This is a genomic window from Pirellulales bacterium, assembly GCA_019694455.1.
Classification (GTDB): domain Bacteria; phylum Planctomycetota; class Planctomycetia; order Pirellulales; family JAEUIK01; genus JAIBBY01.
The window spans coordinates 86725-103246 of sequence record JAIBBY010000004.1; the positions used below are offsets into that span (position 1 = coordinate 86725).

A 16522-nucleotide genomic window follows, 5' to 3' on the forward strand; every position below is an offset into this window, starting at 1 on the left:
AGACCGCCGCGTGGCTAGCGCCGCGCGATCCACGACCGAGAATTCAGCCGAACCCGGCTCGTTGGCAGTCGACCGAGCTCAAGAGGATGGCGCAGCAAAGTGCAGACACTGTTCCGACAAAGCGGCCGCACGGCCTATCGCGATTAGAACCGTCGGGCGTGGCGCGAGTCAAGCAAACTCGCTATTCCGCTCGGCCCCACTTTGCTACCATAATTGGACTTTTTCCGGCGCGTCAGCGGTTACGGTCGCCTTCCGGCCGCGGTTGTTGCGCCAACCATTCCAAGGAGAATTGTTCATGGCGAAACCGCATCGCAAACTCAAGAAGTCGAATCACGGAGCGCGCCCCGCCAACAGCAAGGCTCGCCGACTGAAGCGCGGCAAACTGCGCACGTAAAGCAAGCGAGCGACTGAGCGCCGACTTTCGTTTTTTCAATGCCTTTTCGCTGACGAGGAGGGCAACCGTGCCTCGGGACCTCATCATCGAACCCGCCGCCATCGATTTGAACCGCGTGATTTGCGATCAAGAGCAATTGCGCCAGTTCAATCCACAGCGCTTCGAAATGGAGCAACTGACCGCCGTCTGCTTTGAAGACCTCGAACGTCACATCTGCGTTGGCTACAAGGATGTCGCCCAGGACGACTTTTGGGTCCGCGGCCACATGCCCGACATGCCGCTGATGCCGGGCGTGGTGATGGTGGAATGCGCTGCGCAGCTTTGCAGCTACTACGTTCACAGTCACAGCTTGCTGGGTCCGGGCGTGTTGATCGGACTGGGTGGGCTCGATGAGGTGCGTGTTCGTGGTCCCGTGCGACCCGGCGATCGAATGCTGATTGCCGCCATGCTGTTGAAAATGCGCGCCGGCGTGATGTGCGTGTGCCAGTTTCAATGCTTCGTCGCCGACCGCTTGGTGTGCGAAGGCCAGATTAAAGGCGTTGCGCTCCCCACCGAGGAACTTCAGCAAGCATCGTAGCGCGGCCAGTAGCGTCCACCGCCGTACCTGCGCACCACGCTTGCCGCGACACGACTCAACATGCTGTTTCCGCTGAGGGACCACAATCCGACTCGCCGGCCGCCGCTGGTCACCTATTCGCTGGTCGGAATCAATGTGGCGGTGCTGCTCTACATGACCACCATGAGCGAGCCACGGCGCGAGCTATTTGTCATTGAACACGGTTTCATCCCAGCGCGGATCGAGCACTTGGGCGCGGATCAGCCATTGCAAGTGCAGATCGAGTCGCTCCGCGCCGGGCCGCAAGGGCAGGTCGTCCGATCGCGCGAGGTGGTCGATTTGCCGACATCAGCCAGCACGGTGCTCGCCACGCTCTTCACCTGCATGTTCATGCACGGCGGATGGATGCACTTGATCGGCAACATGTGGTTCTTGGCCCTCTTTGGCAACAACATCGAGGACCGGCTCGGCCATGTGTTGTTTCTGATCTTCTACCTGGTTGGCGGCCTGCTCGCTTCCGGCGGGCAACTCCTGCAGAATCCCGAGAGCCATATTCCGATGATTGGCGCCAGCGGCGCGGTTGCCGCCGTGCTCGGCGCCTATATCATTACCTACCCGCACGCCCGCGTGCATACATTTGTCTTTCTTGGATTCTTCTTCACGTTCATTGAACTGCCGGCTCTATTCGTGCTCGGCATGTGGTTCGTCGGTCAACTGCTCGCCGCGCGCGCCGATCTGGGCAACGAAGTGGGGCAAGGCGTGGCGTTCTTCGCGCATGTGGCTGGGTTTGCCGCCGGCGTTTTGATGATGTTCTTCTTGAAGAATCTCGTGCCGCACGATCCGCTCGCGCCGGATTCCGAGCCCGATTATTCGTCGCGCTATTACCGCTGATATTTTCTGATTGCCGGTTTGCCATGGCCCGACGCGCTCCGAGAAAACCATCCACTTCGCTCGATCTGTCGCGTCACTTTCATTTGCTCGACGCCGTGTCGACGCCATGGCAGCAACTTGCCCTGTTTGCCCGCGAAGCGCCCTTGGAGGTCGAAGTCGGCAGCGGCAAGGGGCTGTTTCTGGCTAGCGCCGCGGCGCAAACTCCGGAGCGCAATTTTCTCGGCATTGAGATCGGGCGCAAATACGCCGAAGCCGCCGCCGCAAGGTTGGCGCGCGCACGTGCCGAAAACGCGGCGATGCTTTGCGGCGATGGACTACGGCTGTTTCGCGAATGGCTGCCTGGCGAGTCGCTGGCCGCAGTGCATGTGTATTTTCCCGATCCATGGTGGAAGAAGCGGCACAAGAAGCGGCGGGTGATGAACGAAGGGCTGATTCGCGACATCCAGCGAACGCTCGTCGGCGGCGGCACACTCCATTTTTGGACCGACGTTGAAGAGTATTTTCAGGCGACTCTGGAGCTGATATCCCAGGTGGCCAACCTGTCCGGCCCCATCGCGGTGGAAGAGCGCCCAGCCGAACACGACCTGGACTACCGCACCCACTTCGAGCGGCGCATGCGACTGCATGGTGAACCGGTGTACCGCGCGCAGTTTGTGAAGCCCGCTGCGCCGGCTTCGACCTGATCGGCATTTCTCGCCGCCGCCAATCGGCAGATAGTGCCGGCGCCGGTTTGCTGGCCGCTCAACGCGATTGAGCCGCATCGCGGCGCGGGCCTCGCGCAAGTGTCGGCGCCGCAACGCATATTTCAGCGCGGCGACATGCACTGATGATTGCGCGATCCGATTGGCGCGCGATCTGCTTTGCTGGGCGAAAATGCTCTACCGATCGGGCGCGCCTGCCATGGTCGTTCGCTGGTTCGCGCACGCAGGCGGTCAATCATCGCCGGCATTTACTGTCTCTAGAGGAATCTTGTCATGCAGATCAACAAGCTCTCGCCCGGGCAACTCGTCGCGCCGATTCTCGGCAAAGCGAACGAATCGGGCGCTGCGGGCATTGCCGCCGACGCGGCCGCAGGCGAGTCGCAAAACGGCTCGTCGACGGTCGGCCATGCCGCCTTCCGACAGATCATGGAAGATTACGATGTGACCCAGATCACCCCGCGCGAGTTTTCGTCCTTGATACGCGAGCTCCACGCCGCCGGAGCGATCAACGAGACGGAAATGCAAGAACTATCGTCGATCCGCTTTGAGCTGGATCGCGCGAATGTGGCGCCCGACGAAGAAGTGAATCTGGTTGAGATGTTCACGGATCGGCTCAAAAAGCTGACCACGGGGGTCACCGACGCCGCAATGGACGGCTCGTCGAGCGACACCGATCCCGAATCGCGCGAACGAAGTCTGTCGCTCGCGCAACGCCAGATGGAATGGGTCAGCAAGTTTGACGCCATTCGCCAAGAAATCTCGCACGACGCGTTGAATGCGATCGTGTAGTGGTCGGAGTGGTGAACGCCGCTGCGGCTTACATGCCTGCCGCCGTCGACAATTCGCGCGGCGCGGGGTGGCCAGGCGCGACGGCGCTATTCAGTAGCGCAGCACCCACCCGATCTGCTTGAGTCCCCAGAGTCCCATGAACACATTGCCCGACCAGACCGACCAGGGAGGCAGCGTGCCGTTCTTGGCGCCATCCAGGCCGAACATGAGCAGCGGATAATAGATGGCGAGCGTAGGGGCGAAGACCATGAAGAAGCTGGTGAGAAAATCGGAGTTGCGGCGTTTGATGGAGGTGGCGGCGCCGACCAGTACGAACGCGAGGCAACTAAAACCATTGGCCCAGCGGCGCTGGGGCTCGGTTTCGAAGCGGTGCAGGTCGTTGGTGTCCCAGCCCAGTTTTAGGTTGCGCTTGGTCCACTCGTCACTGGCCAAAGCGGCAAAATCTCCTGTCGCGAGCGCGACCGCGCCGTGAAACGCCAATTGGTCGCGATAGGCGTCGAGTCGAGCTTCGTGCTCGCGCTGCCGACCTGGCAGCACGCGCAGCGACATGCGGGCCGGCATCATCGGCCGCTGATCGGCGCGGCTCGCCTTGGCTAGCGGAATGGCGATCTCTTGCGTGCCAGGCTCCACCAGGTTGAAAGACGAATCGCCGTGGACCGTGAAATCGTGTAGCGCGATCTTCAGTTCTTGCCGCTCAAAATCGGAGCTCATCTCGGCCCATTCGGCCATGATTGTGAACCCCGGCTTGTCGTCTTTGGGCTCGAACACCACGGTGGGCTTCACCAGCCGGCGTCCTTGCACATCCTTGACGTGAATCAGAAAGTCTTTGGTGCCGTAGGATCGCTGCGTTTTCAGCTTGCTGTAGGCGATTTCTTCGACCGCTTCGATCACCACCCGCTGCATTCCCTCCGTACCCCACGACACGGCGACGTCGTTGAGCCAGACCGTGAGCAGACTGAGCAGCACGGCGAAGAACAGGGCCGGCCACAACACCACCATCGGGCTGATGCCGGCGCTTTTGATGGCGACGATCTCGTTCGACGAGCTCATGCGCCCGTAAACGCTCGACACGGCGAAGAGGATTGTGCCCGGAATGGTGAACAACAGCGCGTTTGGCAGAATGTACGGCAGCAGCCGGGCGATTTGCGCCGGTCCAAGACCCTGCCGACTGGCCTCGGCCACGACGCCGACAACGATCATGAAGATCGTCATCACGCTTAGCGCCAGCAAGAAGATCTTGGCCAGCTCCGCCAGTACATATCGAGTGAGCACGCGCATAGGGTGGGGTAGTGTGCGAACCTGGCGTAAAGGGGTCAAGACGAATGCCAGCACCAAGCTGCGCGACAGCGATCATCGGCTTGCCTAGCCTGCCTAGCTCGCGCGAAGTGCGACTCTTTTACATTTGCTTTACAGTCGGCGGACAAGTTCGGATACTACGAACCTTCGGGAACAGGGAGGATCGCGACAGAGTGCGGGCAGGTCTGCATTTTGCGCGTTGACGGAGCGAAATAGTCAATGAGTCGACTTTCGGTGAACGAAATGACCACCTACCGGTGGTCGTTTGAAGAAGACGTGGAGCACTATCGTCGGGCCGGCATGGGGGCCATCGGCGTCTGGCGACAGAAACTATCGGATTATGGCGAAGAGCGCGGCGCCGAATTGTTGGCCGAGAGCGGCCTGGCGGTGTCGAACCTGCTCTGGGCGGGGGGCTTTACCGGCAACGAAGGGCACTCTTTTGAAGACAGCGTCGCGGACGCGATCGACGCCGTACGGTTGTGCCGCGCTGTGGGATCGGATTGCCTGGTGGTCTACACCGGAGCGCGGGCCGGACATACGCACAATCATGCCCGACGAATCATCGACGACGCGCTCAAGGCGATTTTGCCGGTCGCGGAAGAACACGAAGTGACGCTGGCGTTCGAGCCGATGCACCCGCACTATGCGGCGGGCTGGACCTATTGGACCGATTTCTACGCCGCCCTTGATCGAGTCGCCAACCAGGATCATCGCCTATTGCGGTTGGTGTTCGACACCTATCACTTTGGCACGCTGCCGGGCATTGCAGCGCGCATTCGCGAAATTGCGCCTTGGGTCGCCGTGGTGCATCTGGGAGATGGACGTTACAGCAAAGGTCCAGACCAGGATCGCACTCGCTTGGGCGATGGCGAGGTGCCGCTGCGCGACCTGGTACATGCTTTTGAAGCGGCGGGCTACAGCGGCTACTACGATTTGGAGCTGATGGGCCAGGATATTGAGGCGTGTTGTTACCACAAGCTGCTGGACCACTCGAAGCGGGTATTTGAGCAAATCACCAGCACCGCGGAGGTGTAGCGCGGCATTGGCAGAAAGGGACGCGGCCGACACTTGACCCTTATCTGGCATGGACTTAGACTTCCCAATCGGTTTCTGCCGTCATAATCCCACTGGCCCGCTTGGTTTGCCCGCCGCTGTCGCCGTCTGTCCCATACTATTTCATGGGGCGGTGGTTTCGCTCGCGGCTCGAGGATCGGTTGCGTGAAGCGCGCGCTCATCAGCGATATCCATTCGAATCTCGAGGCGCTAGAGGCGGTGCTGGCCGATATTCGCCAGCAAGGCGCCAGCCAGATTTATTGCCTGGGCGACATCATTGGCTACGGCCCTAACCCGCGCGAATGCATCGATCTGGTGATGGATTGCGATGCGTGCATCCTCGGCAACCACGACCAAGGGGCGATGTTCGATCCGGAAGGCTTTAACTCGGGCGCCGAGCGGGCCATTTTTTGGACGCGCGAGCAGTTGGAGAATCCCGCGGGCGATCCCAAGCAGAACCTCAAGCGCTGGGATTTTTTGGGCGAGTTGCCGCGCAACAAGCGCGAGAACGGTTTTTTGTTTGTGCATGGCTCGGCGCGAAATCCGCTCAACGAGTATGTCTTTCCCGAAGACATCTACAATCAACGAAAGATGCAAAAGATCTTCGATTTGATTGAGCGGCATTGCTTTCAGGGGCACACGCACGTGCCGGGCGTGTTCACGCAGAGCTTGAACTTTTTAAGCCCCGAGGAGATCAATTACCAATACCGGCTGTCGGACGACAAAACGATGGTCAACGTCGGATCGGTGGGGCAGCCGCGCGACGGCGATTCGCGGGCGTGCTATGTGATCTTGGAAGACGATTTGGTGACGTTCCGGCGGGTGAATTACCCCTTCGATAAAACGATTGAAAAGATATACAACACGCCGGAACTCGATAACTTTCTGGGCGATCGCCTCCGCGAGGGCCGTTGATCGATCGACCCGTTTTGCCGGCGCTATCTGTGCGGCCAGGGCCAAGACGCCCCGTCTGCGGCATTCGCCGCTCATAGGAATTTGAAGCGAAATGGAAAAGCGTTTAGCGAGCTTCATGGCCATTGCCATCGCCATTTTGTTGGCGAACGCGCTGATCACCAACTGGCTGTTTCCGCCCAAGCCGAAGCCAGCGGCGCAAAAAATGGCCGAGGCCCAGGCCGCCGCCGACGCGGCGGCAAAGGAGGCAGCGCCAGAGCCAGACGTGGATGGCACGGACAAAGCGGCGGCTAGCGAGACCAGCGATCCTGCGACTCCGGAGGCAGCGGCCGAAACGCCGCAGGTCGACGCTGAGCCGGAGACTCCCGAAGAGCGAATCACCCTCGGCTCTATTGACGAGGCGAGCGGATACCGCTTGCTGGTCACGCTGGTCAATCGCGGGGCGGCTGTCGAGCGGATCGAACTGGCGAATCCTCAGTATTTGGATCAAGAAGAGCGCTCGGGCTATCTGGGCCATTTGGCGGCGTTTGACGCCGAGAACCAGCCCGGCGCTGTTGTTGGCGTGGTGGGGCGAGGGACGCCGGCGGAAAAGGCTGGCCTGAAGGCAGGAGACATCATCACCGCGCTGGGACCGGCCAAGATCACCAGCGGCGCGGCGCTGGAGGCGGCCATGCGGCGCACACGCCCCGGCCAATCACTGTCGATTGGCGTCGTGCGCGAAGGCAAAGAGCAAACGCTTCAAACAGAGCTGAGCCGTCCGCCGATGGAGGTGATCCGGCCGAGTAATTTGCCTGAGTTGCTCAAGACATGGGAGCGGAGCGATCCCGACATGCTGCGTCCCTCATGGGACGAAAGCCGGCCGTCGTTCCTGCTCACGTTGCAGCAATTGGACGACCGACGCCTGGGGGAAGCAGCGGGGGAACTGCGTGGCCTGAATCTGGAGGAAGGAACCTGGGAACTGGTTGAAGGCGCCAGCGACGCGCAGGCGGAGTTTCGTCGCGCCGTCGGCGACACGGGCCTTGTGATCGTCAAGCGGTACGAACTGGAGAAGGCGCGCGGCGCGAAGGATCCACCCGGCTATCACCTCACGCTGACTGTTGAAATTCGCAATACGTCGCCCAGTGCGCGGCAAGTGGCGTATCGCCTGAATGGGCCCAACGGCCTGCCGACCGAAGGTTGGTGGTATTCGAGCAAGTTGAACCGATCGGGCTGGGGGGGCGCCGGTCCGCGCGACGTGGTTTCGGGCACGTGGGAAGATGGCTCGGTGTCCAGCAGCCTGACTAGCACCGCCATCATAGTGGCTGCCGAAGCGCATGAGGCGCATCGCGGCGCCAATGTGGCCTATCTGGGCATCGACGCGCAATTCTTTTCGGCCGTCATGCTGCCCAAGAAGTCGAAGCCGGAAGAGAACTGGATTCACCAGTGGCAACCAGCGGTGATTGGTCCCATCCCCAAGGAGAGCGACAAGACGCGGCTGGCGAACGTTTCGTTTCAGTTGACGAGCGACACCGTGGCGCTTGAGCCGACGGCGAGCGTGAGCCACGCGTACACGATTTTCGCCGGACCGAAGAAGCCCGATATTGTGGCGGCGTATGGGCTGTCGGACCTGATTTATTACGGTTGGTTCGGTCAGGTGGCGCGGCCGATGGCGGGACTATTGCACATCTTTTATGCGCTGATACGCAACTACGGTCTGGCGATCATTCTGCTGACTGTGCTGGTGCGGTCGGCGATGATGCCGCTCAGCCGCAAGCAGGCGATGAGCGCCCAGAAGATGCAAGAGTTGCAGCCAGAGCTCAAGAAGCTGCAAGACAAATACAAGAACGACATGGAAGCCCGCAGCAAGGCGCAGCGCGAGCTGTTTCTCAAGCACAACTACAACCCGCTGGGCGGGTGCTTGTTGATGTTCATTCAGTTGCCGATCTTCATTGGCCTGTATCGCTCGCTGTCGGCCGATGTCGCCTTGCGCGGCGCTCCCTTGTTGTGGGACGGCGGATGGTGTTCGAACTTGGCCGCGCCCGACATGTTGTTTCGCTGGAACTTTCTGCCGAACTTCCTGCTGGGCTGGCTCGGCCCGTACTTCAACTTGCTGCCGGTCATCACCATCGTGTTGTTTATCTGGCAGCAGAAGATGTTCATGCCGCCGCCGACCGACGAACAGGCCGCGATGCAGCAAAAGATGATGCAGTACATGATGGTCTTCATCGGTGTCATGTTCTTCAAAGTCCCCAGCGGCTTGTGCATTTATTTCATCGCTTCGAGTCTGTGGGGACTGGCCGAACGCAAGCTGCTGCCCAAGTCGAATGCGGCAGCCGCGGCGCCAGTGCCCGCCGTGGCGCCGACTGCGAGAAGCTCATCAGCCCCTGGTGGCAATGGCAGCGGGCGCGCGGGCGATCGCAAGAAGCAGCGCGACAGGCGGTAGGCCGTGTACCACGCGCAAGACACGATCGCCGCCGTCGCCAGCGCCGCGGGCGGCGCGGCGCGCGGCGTGGTGCGGATCAGCGGCGCAGCGGCGTTTTCTTGTCTGCAGGGCGTGGTGGATGAAAGCGCGGCGCAGCGACTGCGCGAGCTCAAACGGCCGCATGTCGTGGCGGCGCAATTGAGCGTGCGCGAGGGCGCGGCGCTCGTACCGTGCCAAATCTGGGCCTGGCCCACCGAGCGCAGCTACACGCGCGAGCCGTTGGCGGAGATTCACACGGTTGGCTCACCTCCCTTGTTGGCCGCCACGCTCGTGGCATTGTGTCGACAGGGCGCACGGCTGGCCGAGCCGGGGGAGTTCACGCTGCGGGCGTTCTTGTCAGGACGCATCGACCTGACGCAGGCCGAAGGCGTATTGGGCGTCATCGCCGCGACAGGCGAGCCGGCGCTGCGCGCGGCGCTGGCGCAGCTCGCGGGGGGACTCTCGCGTCCGTTGGTGGCGCTGCGCGATCAATTGGCCGACTTGTTGGCCGAATTGGAGGCGGGGCTCGATTTCGTCGAGGAAGACATTGAGTTTATTTCCGCGGTCGAGTTGCGCCGGCGGTTGCAGGATGCCGCCAATTCGTGCGATGCAATCGCCGCGCAGGTGCGCGGTCGGAGCGAACTGGCCGATTTGCCGCGTGTGGCGATCGTCGGCGCGCCCAATGCGGGCAAGAGCAGTCTCTTCAACCGACTAGCAGGGAAGGAGCGAGCTATTGTTTCGCCGATCGCTGGCGCCACACGCGATTACCTTGCCGCGCGCGTCCAATTTGGCGAGCAGCCGTGCCTGGTGATCGACACTGCGGGCCAAAGCGATCTAGCGGTCGGCGAAATCGACGCGCTGGCGCAAACACATTCGGCCGAGCAGCAACGCGGCGCAGAAGTGCAGGTTCTGTGCGTCGACGGCAGCGATACCGTGGCAATTGCGGCGCTGACGGGTGAAAGCAAGGACTCCGGACAATTGGTCGTACTCACCAAGTCCGATCTCACGCCCGGCGGAGCCTCTGCGCCGGCTGCGCCACCTATCCGCGTCAACAGCCTCTCTGGCGAAGGGATCGGCGAGCTGAGGTCGAGAATCGCCGAAGTCCTGGCCATGCGCCGCGACAATTCGGGCCTCGCAGTCGCCGGCACAGCGCTGCGCGCCGCGGAGAGTGTGCGGCAGGCTGGCGAATCGATCGCGCGGGCGGAACAATTGGCGCACAGCGCCGATGGCCAGGAGTTGATCGCCGCCGAGGTACGCGTTGCGCTGTCTGAACTGGGCAAGGTGGTGGGCGCCGTGTACACCGATGACTTGTTGGATCGCATCTTCAGTCGCTTTTGCATAGGAAAATGAGCATCACCTCCAACATCATTGTGCTAGGGTCCGCCAACACCGATCTGGTGGTGCGCTCCCCACGTTTGCCGCGACCGGGTGCAACGATCCTCGGCGGCGAGTTTTATCAGGCCGCCGGCGGCAAGGGGGCCAATCAGGCGATTGCCGCCGCGCGCGCCGCCACCGCGCCAGTCCTATTCGTTGCGGCGCTGGGCGACGATGCGTTTGGCAAGACGGCACTCGCCGGTTTTCAACAGGAGAACCTCGACGCGCGCTTTGTCCGCGTGATTTCTGGCGCGCATAGCGGCGTGGCGCTGATCCTCGTCGACGAGCGCGGCGAGAACATGATTAGCGTGGCCTCCGGCGCCAATTGGTTGCTCGCGCCCGAAGACATCGATCGAGTGCCCGACGAGGTGTTTGCCAGCGCCAAGGTCTTTTTGACCAGCCTCGAAACGCCGCTGCCAACAGTGCTGTACGGATTGCGGCGGGCGCGACAGCACGGACTAGTCACCATCCTGAACCCGGCGCCTGCCGATCGCGCGATTGTCGATAGCCAAGTCTTGGAACTGGTCGATGTGCTGACCCCCAACGAGCATGAAGCGGCGGCGCTGACCGGAGTGGAGTTGTCGAGCAACGACGCCGTTTTGGCCGCGGCGCGTGTGTTGCAATCGCTGGGCATCAAGAAAGTGATTGTCACCCTGGGGGAGCGCGGCTCGGTCGTGGTCGAAGAACGCGCGCACTGGATCGATGCGGAGCGAGTCGAAGCGGTTGACGCCACGGCGGCGGGAGACGCGTTCAACGGCGCCCTGGCGGCGCAAATGGCCGAGGGGAGTTCGCTGGCTGCGGCGGCCCGTTGGGCCGGCTGTGCCGCGGCCTTGGCGGTCACCCGGCGCGGGGCTCAACCGTCGCTGCCGCATCGAAGGGAAATCGACGACTTTGCCGCCCGCCGCTCAGGTCGCTAAACTAACCGGCAACAGAATTGCCCACAGGAGATGCCTGCGATGAGCGTCGCCACGCAAGCCGCCTTGTATCGCGAACAAACCCGCAATGTGACCACGCATGAGGAGATCGACCGCGCGCTGGCCTCACTGGAGCAAGGCAAGTCGCGCTGGCGCAAGCTGTCGATCGGCGAGCGTGTGAATCTAGCGCAGGCTTGCCTCGATGGCATGTACACCGTGGCGGAGGATTGGATCAACCGCGCCTGCGCCGCCAAGGGCATCGAACCGGGCGATCCCGCCCGGGCCGAGGAGGTGGGCAATGGTCCCATGGCCACCGCGCGTTACTTGCGCTTGTTGATGCAAAGTCTGCAAGATATCGACCGCCACGGCGTGCCGCAGTTGCCGGGCGAGATCGTCACCGGTCCTGATGGGCGACTGCGGGTGCAAGTGGTGCCAACCAAGGGGCTGTTCGACGGCATTGCCTTCCAAGGCTTCAAGGCCCATGTGTGGCAGCAGCCAGGGGTCACACGCGAGAATCTGCGCGAGACGCAGGCGACCTACTATCAGCGTGGCTGCGTCGATGAGGGCATCTCGCTGGTGCTTGGCGCCGGCAACGTCTCCAGCATTCCGCCCACCGACGCCTTCAGCAAATTGTTCCACGATGGCAAGGTGGTGCTACTGAAGATGAACCCGGTCAACGAGTATCTCGGACCGGTGCTCGAGCGCGCGTTCGCGCCCCTGATTCAGGGTGGCTACCTGCGAATTATCTATGGTGGCGCCGATGTCGGGGCGTACGCCACGCAGCATGCCTTGGTCGACGAAGTGCATATCACCGGTTCGGCGCTGTCGCACAACACAATCGTCTGGGGGCCACCAGGCGAAGACCGCGAGCGCCGCATGGCTGCCGGCGATCCGCTTTTGAAAAAAGAAATCACCAGCGAACTGGGCAATGTCACCCCGTGGATCGTGGTTCCGGCGCAGTACACCGACAGAGAGCTGCGTTTTCAGGCGGAGAACCTTGCTTCGACGATCGTCAACAACGCCTCGTTCAACTGCATCGCCACCAAGATGGTGGTCACCTGCCGCAGTTGGCCGCAGCGTGAGCAGTTTCTTGGCTATCTGAAGCAAGTGCTCGCCGGCGTCCAGCCGCGACAGGCGTATTACCCTGGCGCCGAGGAGCGGTATCGCAAGTTCGCCAACGGCGAGCCGCAAGGCTGCTCGGCGGGCGCATTGCCGTGGAAGTTCGTGGCCGACGTGAACCCCGAGCGCGATCCGTTGTACTTTGAGGAAGAGTCGTTTGTCAGCGTCTTTGCCGAGACCGCGATCGAGGCTGACGACTCGTTGCGGTTTTTGTCGCGCGCCACCGACTTTGCCAATAATCGTCTTTGGGGCACGCTGGGCGCTGCGGTCATGCTGCCGCCGCGCTTGCGCAAGGAACCCGGTTTTGAAGCCGCATACCAAAAGATGCTCGCCGACCTGCGCTACGGCACGATTGGCGTGAATCATTGGCCAGCACTTTCTTACGCCATGATGAGCACTCCTTGGGGGGGATACCCTGGGGGCACGCTGCAAGACCCGCAGAGCGGCATTGGCTGGGTGCACAACACATACATGCTCGAGCGCGCCGAAAAGAGCGTACTCGAAGGTCCGCTCACCATGTTCCCCAAGCCGATCTGGTTCCCAAGCAATCGGGGCGCCGAGGGGACGGTGCGCAAGGTTCTCGATCTGTATCGCAATCCCTCGATCTGGAAGTTACCAGGCCTGATGCTGGCCGCCATTCGAACCTAGCTGAAGACGGCCGATTCGTTTGACTTGGCCCTGCGCGGCGCGCAGACTCGACAGCGACGCAAAACGATCGTTTTGCGATTCGTTCGCGCTCGCTGAGGGTTCTAATTGTCATGGTTGGTAGTTTCTGGCGCGCTGGCCGCGCCGCGGTTTTGTTGTGCGCGCTGGCGAGCGGTGTGCGCGCCCAGTCTCCGACCACGCGGCCCCCCAGCGGCCTGCGCGATCACACGCCCAGTGCGCACGCGCTGGTGAACGCGCGGATTGTGATGGCGCCGGGACGTGTCATCGAGGGAGGCACGTTGATTGTGCGCGACGGGTTGATTGTGGATGTCGGCGAAGCAATCGATTGTCCGGAAGATTGCCGTCGCTGGGATCTGGCGGGCAAGACGATCTACCCTGGTCTGATCGACGCCTATAGCGAAGTGACCATACCCGATAGCGCCGAGGTTCGCGGCCCCGGTTATTGGAATACGCAGATCACGCCGCAGTTGCGCGCCGAGGAGCATTACCAGCCAGACGATGGCGTGAACGCGAAACTCCGCGGCCAGGGAATCACGCAGCGGCTGATTGTGCCCAATCGGGGCGTCATCCGCGGGACGAGCGCCGTGGTGACGACCGGCGACGATCCGCCGGCCCGCTCTGTCGTGCGTCAGCAGGTGGCGCTGCACGTTGAGCCGACCTTGAGGCCAGGACGCTCGCGCGACGGTTACCCCACCTCGCCGATGGGCGCGCTGACCTTGGTGCGACAGGCGTTTTACGACGCCGATTGGCATGCTCGGGCCTGGGACGCGCATCGTGCCAAGAGCAACGTGCCGCGGCCCGAGCAAAATGTGGCGCTCGAAGCGCTTGCCGAGCACCAGCGCCTGCGCCGACCGGTTGTGTTCGAGGCTCAGGACGAACTTTATTTCTTGCGCGCCGATCGACTTGCCGCCGAGTTCGGACTGAGCGCGATTATTCGCGGTTCGGGACAAGAGTATCGCCGGATCGACGCCATCGCGGCCACGGGGTTGCCCGTGATCGTGCCGGTGACTTTTCCCAAGGCCCCGAACGTGAGCACGCCCGAGGGAGCGCTAGCGGCGTCGCTCGAAGATTTGCTCGATTGGGATATTGCCCCGGAGAATCCCGCCCGACTGGAAAAAGCCGGCGTCCGGTTCGCGCTCTCGGCGCAGGGTCTCAAGGACACCGGGGAGTTTTTGGACGCGGTGCGAAAAGCGGTCGAACGCGGTCTGTCGGCTAACGCCGCGCTGGCCGCGTTGACTACCACGCCGGCCGAGCTTTTGGGCATCGCCGATCGCGCGGGCACGCTAGAGCGCGGCAAGGCGGCGCATCTGGTGATCGCCGACGGCGACCTGTGGAACAAGAAAACGAAGATCATCGCCACCTGGGTCGACGGTCGCCGTTATGAGGCGCCGACCACGCCGCGCTTCGATTTGCGCGGCACGTGGGAAGTGAGCGTCACGCGGGCCGATGGCAAGGCGGAGTCGCTGGTGCTGGAGTTAACGGGCGAACCCTCCAAGCTGAAGGGACAACTGCGCCGGCCCGTTGCGCCGCAAGCCGACGCGGCTGATGCCAATCCGGATAAGAAGCCCGAGCAAGCGGATGACGACAAGCTGGACGACAAGGGCAAGGACGAAAAAGTCGACAGCGACAAGGACAATGAAACCGACAAGAAGTCCGACAAGAAAAACGGCGACCTGACGCGTCCCAAATTGAGTGATTCCTTGTTCACTGCCGCATTGGACGGTGAATCGCTCCAGTGGCCGGGCATCGTGCAATTGAGCGCGACGGTGCTAACGCCACGGGCCGAGGAGAACAAAGCTGTCCCGCCGCTGGAGATGCTGGGCCGCGTGATTTGGGCCGATGGCGCGCAGACCGCCTGGTCGGCGCGACAAACAAAGCGCGAGTCCGACAGCGATACGCCGGCCGACAAGCCAGATGCGAAGGCAACTGACAACGATACCGTGGCGGAAGGGGATGGAACGGATAGGGCCAAGCCCGACGAACCGCCCAAATACAAGAAAGAGGCGCTCTTTGCGGTTAATTACCCGCTGGGGGCTTTTGGCATAGCAGGGCCACCGGAGCAGCCAAAGCAAGTGCTGTTCAAGGACGCCACCGTGTGGACCTGTGGGCCGGAGGGGACGCTCGAAAGGGCATCGGTGTTGATCGCTGGCGGCAAGATTGCCGCCATTGGCGCCAACATCGCTCCGCCCGAAGGCGCCGTCGTCATCGACTGCGCCGGCCGACACCTTTCGCCCGGCATCATCGATTGCCACTCGCACATTGCCACTGATGGCGGCGTGAACGAGAGCGGGCAGGCGATCACCGCCGAAGTCCGCATTGGCGACTTCATCGACTCGAACGACGTGAACATCTACCGGCAACTGGCCGGCGGCGTGACCACGGCGAACATCTTGCACGGTTCGGCGAATCCGATTGGCGGCCAGAATCAGGTGATCAAGATGCGCTGGGGCGGGCTGCCCGAAGAGATGAAGTTAAATGAGGCGCCCGCGGGCATTAAGTTCGCGCTGGGCGAAAACGTCAAGCAGTCGAACTGGGGCGAGCGCTATACCAGCCGCTATCCGCAAACGCGGATGGGGGTCGAACAGCTTATTCGCGACGAGTTCCACGCCGCCCGCGCGTATCGGCACGCGCAGCTAATGTGGCGGCGGAACGCGGAGGGGTTGCCGCCGCGGCACGATCTGGAACTGGAGGCGGTGGCCGAGATCATCGAAGGCAAGCGCCTGATCCATTGCCACTCGTACCGGCAAGACGAGATTTTGGCGTTCATGCGAGTGTGCGAGGAGTTTGGCGTGCGCATCGCCACGCTCCAACATATTTTGGAAGGGTACAAGCTAGCCGACGTGATGAAGGCGCACGGCGCTGGTGGCTCGTCGTTCTCCGACTGGTGGGCCTACAAATTCGAGGTGTACGACGCTATTCCGTACAACGGGGCGCTGATGCATCAGGCTGGCGTGTTGGTCTCGTTCAACTCCGACGACGCCGAGTTGGCGCGCCGGCTGAACCTGGAGGCGGCCAAGGCAGTGAAGTACGGCGATATTCCTCCGATCGAGGCGATCAAGTTCGTCACCATCAATCCGGCCAAGCAACTAGGCATCGATCGGCATGTCGGCTCGATCGAGCTTGGCAAGAGCGCTGACTTGGCGCTGTGGAGCGGTCCGCCGCTCTCGGTTTACTCGCGCTGCGAAGAGACGTGGGTCGATGGCCGCAAATACTTCGACCGCGCGGCCGACCTGGCCCGCCGCGACCAGATTCGCAAGATGCGGGCTGATCTGGTGCAAAAAATCTTGCTCAGCAAGGCCGAGTTGGCGGAGCCGGGCGAGGAGCGTTCCGCCAGTCGCACCTGGTGGCCGCGCGAAGACATCTACTGCGGCCATCACGGCCACACTGTCGACGATCACATACATGGATTTTGAGAAC

Annotated in this window: 12 protein-coding genes; 11 read left to right on the top strand and 1 reads right to left on the bottom strand. The window is 62.2% G+C overall.

What is annotated here, in order from left to right; all coding sequences use genetic code 11:
• Positions 1-461: 461 nt before the first annotated feature.
• The 4 genes from K1X71_03300 to K1X71_03315 all read left to right on the top strand — a co-directional run bounded on the left by K1X71_03300 (position 462) and on the right by K1X71_03315 (position 3331).
• Positions 462-971, top strand: coding sequence for a beta-hydroxyacyl-ACP dehydratase (locus tag K1X71_03300; protein ID MBX7072150.1), 510 nt, complete (start codon positions 462-464; stop codon positions 969-971).
• A 60-nt stretch (positions 972-1031) separates the two neighbouring features.
• Positions 1032-1841, top strand: coding sequence for a rhomboid family intramembrane serine protease (locus K1X71_03305; GenBank protein MBX7072151.1), 810 nt, complete (start codon positions 1032-1034; stop codon positions 1839-1841).
• Between the two features lie 23 nt (positions 1842-1864).
• On the top strand, positions 1865-2524 hold the full coding sequence (gene trmB, locus K1X71_03310) for a tRNA (guanosine(46)-N7)-methyltransferase TrmB (protein MBX7072152.1): 660 nt from the start codon (positions 1865-1867) through the stop codon (positions 2522-2524).
• A 291-nt stretch (positions 2525-2815) separates the two neighbouring features.
• Complete coding sequence (locus K1X71_03315; GenBank protein MBX7072153.1) at positions 2816-3331, top strand: hypothetical protein; 516 nt, start codon at positions 2816-2818, stop codon at positions 3329-3331.
• Between the two features lie 90 nt (positions 3332-3421).
• On the opposite strand, the gene K1X71_03320 is transcribed toward K1X71_03315, so the two are convergent.
• Positions 3422-4609: an LptF/LptG family permease gene (locus K1X71_03320; protein MBX7072154.1), complete on the bottom strand. Its 1188-nt coding sequence runs from the start codon at positions 4607-4609 to the stop codon at positions 3422-3424.
• Positions 4610-4846: 237 nt separating this feature from the next.
• On the opposite strand from K1X71_03320, the gene K1X71_03325 reads away from it, so the two are divergent.
• From K1X71_03325 to K1X71_03355, 7 genes are all read left to right on the top strand, one after another.
• Positions 4847-5662, top strand: coding sequence for a sugar phosphate isomerase/epimerase (locus tag K1X71_03325; protein ID MBX7072155.1), 816 nt, complete (start codon positions 4847-4849; stop codon positions 5660-5662).
• 183 nt (positions 5663-5845) lie between these two features.
• On the top strand, positions 5846-6595 hold the full coding sequence (locus tag K1X71_03330) for a metallophosphoesterase family protein (GenBank protein MBX7072156.1): 750 nt from the start codon (positions 5846-5848) through the stop codon (positions 6593-6595).
• A 91-nt stretch (positions 6596-6686) separates the two neighbouring features.
• Positions 6687-9014, top strand: coding sequence for a YidC/Oxa1 family insertase periplasmic-domain containing protein (locus K1X71_03335; GenBank protein MBX7072157.1), 2328 nt, complete (start codon positions 6687-6689; stop codon positions 9012-9014).
• A gap of 3 nt (positions 9015-9017) precedes the next feature.
• A complete protein-coding gene (locus tag K1X71_03340; GenBank protein ID MBX7072158.1) occupies positions 9018-10382 on the top strand; it encodes a 50S ribosome-binding GTPase in 1365 nt (454 codons plus the stop codon).
• The gene (rbsK, locus tag K1X71_03345) at positions 10379-11323 is read left to right on the top strand and encodes a ribokinase (protein MBX7072159.1); all 945 of its coding nucleotides are present in this window, start codon (positions 10379-10381) and stop codon (positions 11321-11323) included. The genes K1X71_03340 and rbsK overlap by 4 nt, the downstream gene beginning before the upstream one ends.
• A 39-nt stretch (positions 11324-11362) precedes the next feature.
• Positions 11363-13087 carry an aldehyde dehydrogenase family protein gene (locus K1X71_03350; protein MBX7072160.1) on the top strand — a complete coding sequence of 575 codons (1725 nt, stop codon included), beginning with the start codon at positions 11363-11365 and terminating at the stop codon, positions 13085-13087.
• Between the two features lie 110 nt (positions 13088-13197).
• Entirely contained in the window at positions 13198-16518 is a 3321-nt protein-coding gene (locus K1X71_03355; protein ID MBX7072161.1) for an amidohydrolase family protein, read from the top strand.
• The last annotated feature ends 4 nt before the right edge of the window (positions 16519-16522 follow it).

Bases quoted from the DNA above. Each gene is read 5' to 3' on its own strand.
- K1X71_03305 (MBX7072151.1), top strand. From the start codon at position 1,032: ATGCTGTTTCCGCTGAGGGACCACAATCCGACTCGCCGGCCGCCGCTG.
- trmB (MBX7072152.1), top strand. From the start codon at position 1,865: ATGGCCCGACGCGCTCCGAGAAAACCATCCACTTCGCTCGATCTGTCG.
- K1X71_03315 (MBX7072153.1), top strand. From the start codon at position 2,816: ATGCAGATCAACAAGCTCTCGCCCGGGCAACTCGTCGCGCCGATTCTC.
- K1X71_03320 (MBX7072154.1), bottom strand. From the start codon at position 4,609: ATGCGCGTGCTCACTCGATATGTACTGGCGGAGCTGGCCAAGATCTTC.
- K1X71_03325 (MBX7072155.1), top strand. From the start codon at position 4,847: ATGAGTCGACTTTCGGTGAACGAAATGACCACCTACCGGTGGTCGTTT.
- K1X71_03335 (MBX7072157.1), top strand. From the start codon at position 6,687: ATGGAAAAGCGTTTAGCGAGCTTCATGGCCATTGCCATCGCCATTTTG.
- rbsK (MBX7072159.1), top strand. From the start codon at position 10,379: ATGAGCATCACCTCCAACATCATTGTGCTAGGGTCCGCCAACACCGAT.
- K1X71_03350 (MBX7072160.1), top strand. From the start codon at position 11,363: ATGAGCGTCGCCACGCAAGCCGCCTTGTATCGCGAACAAACCCGCAAT.
- K1X71_03355 (MBX7072161.1), top strand. From the start codon at position 13,198: ATGGTTGGTAGTTTCTGGCGCGCTGGCCGCGCCGCGGTTTTGTTGTGC.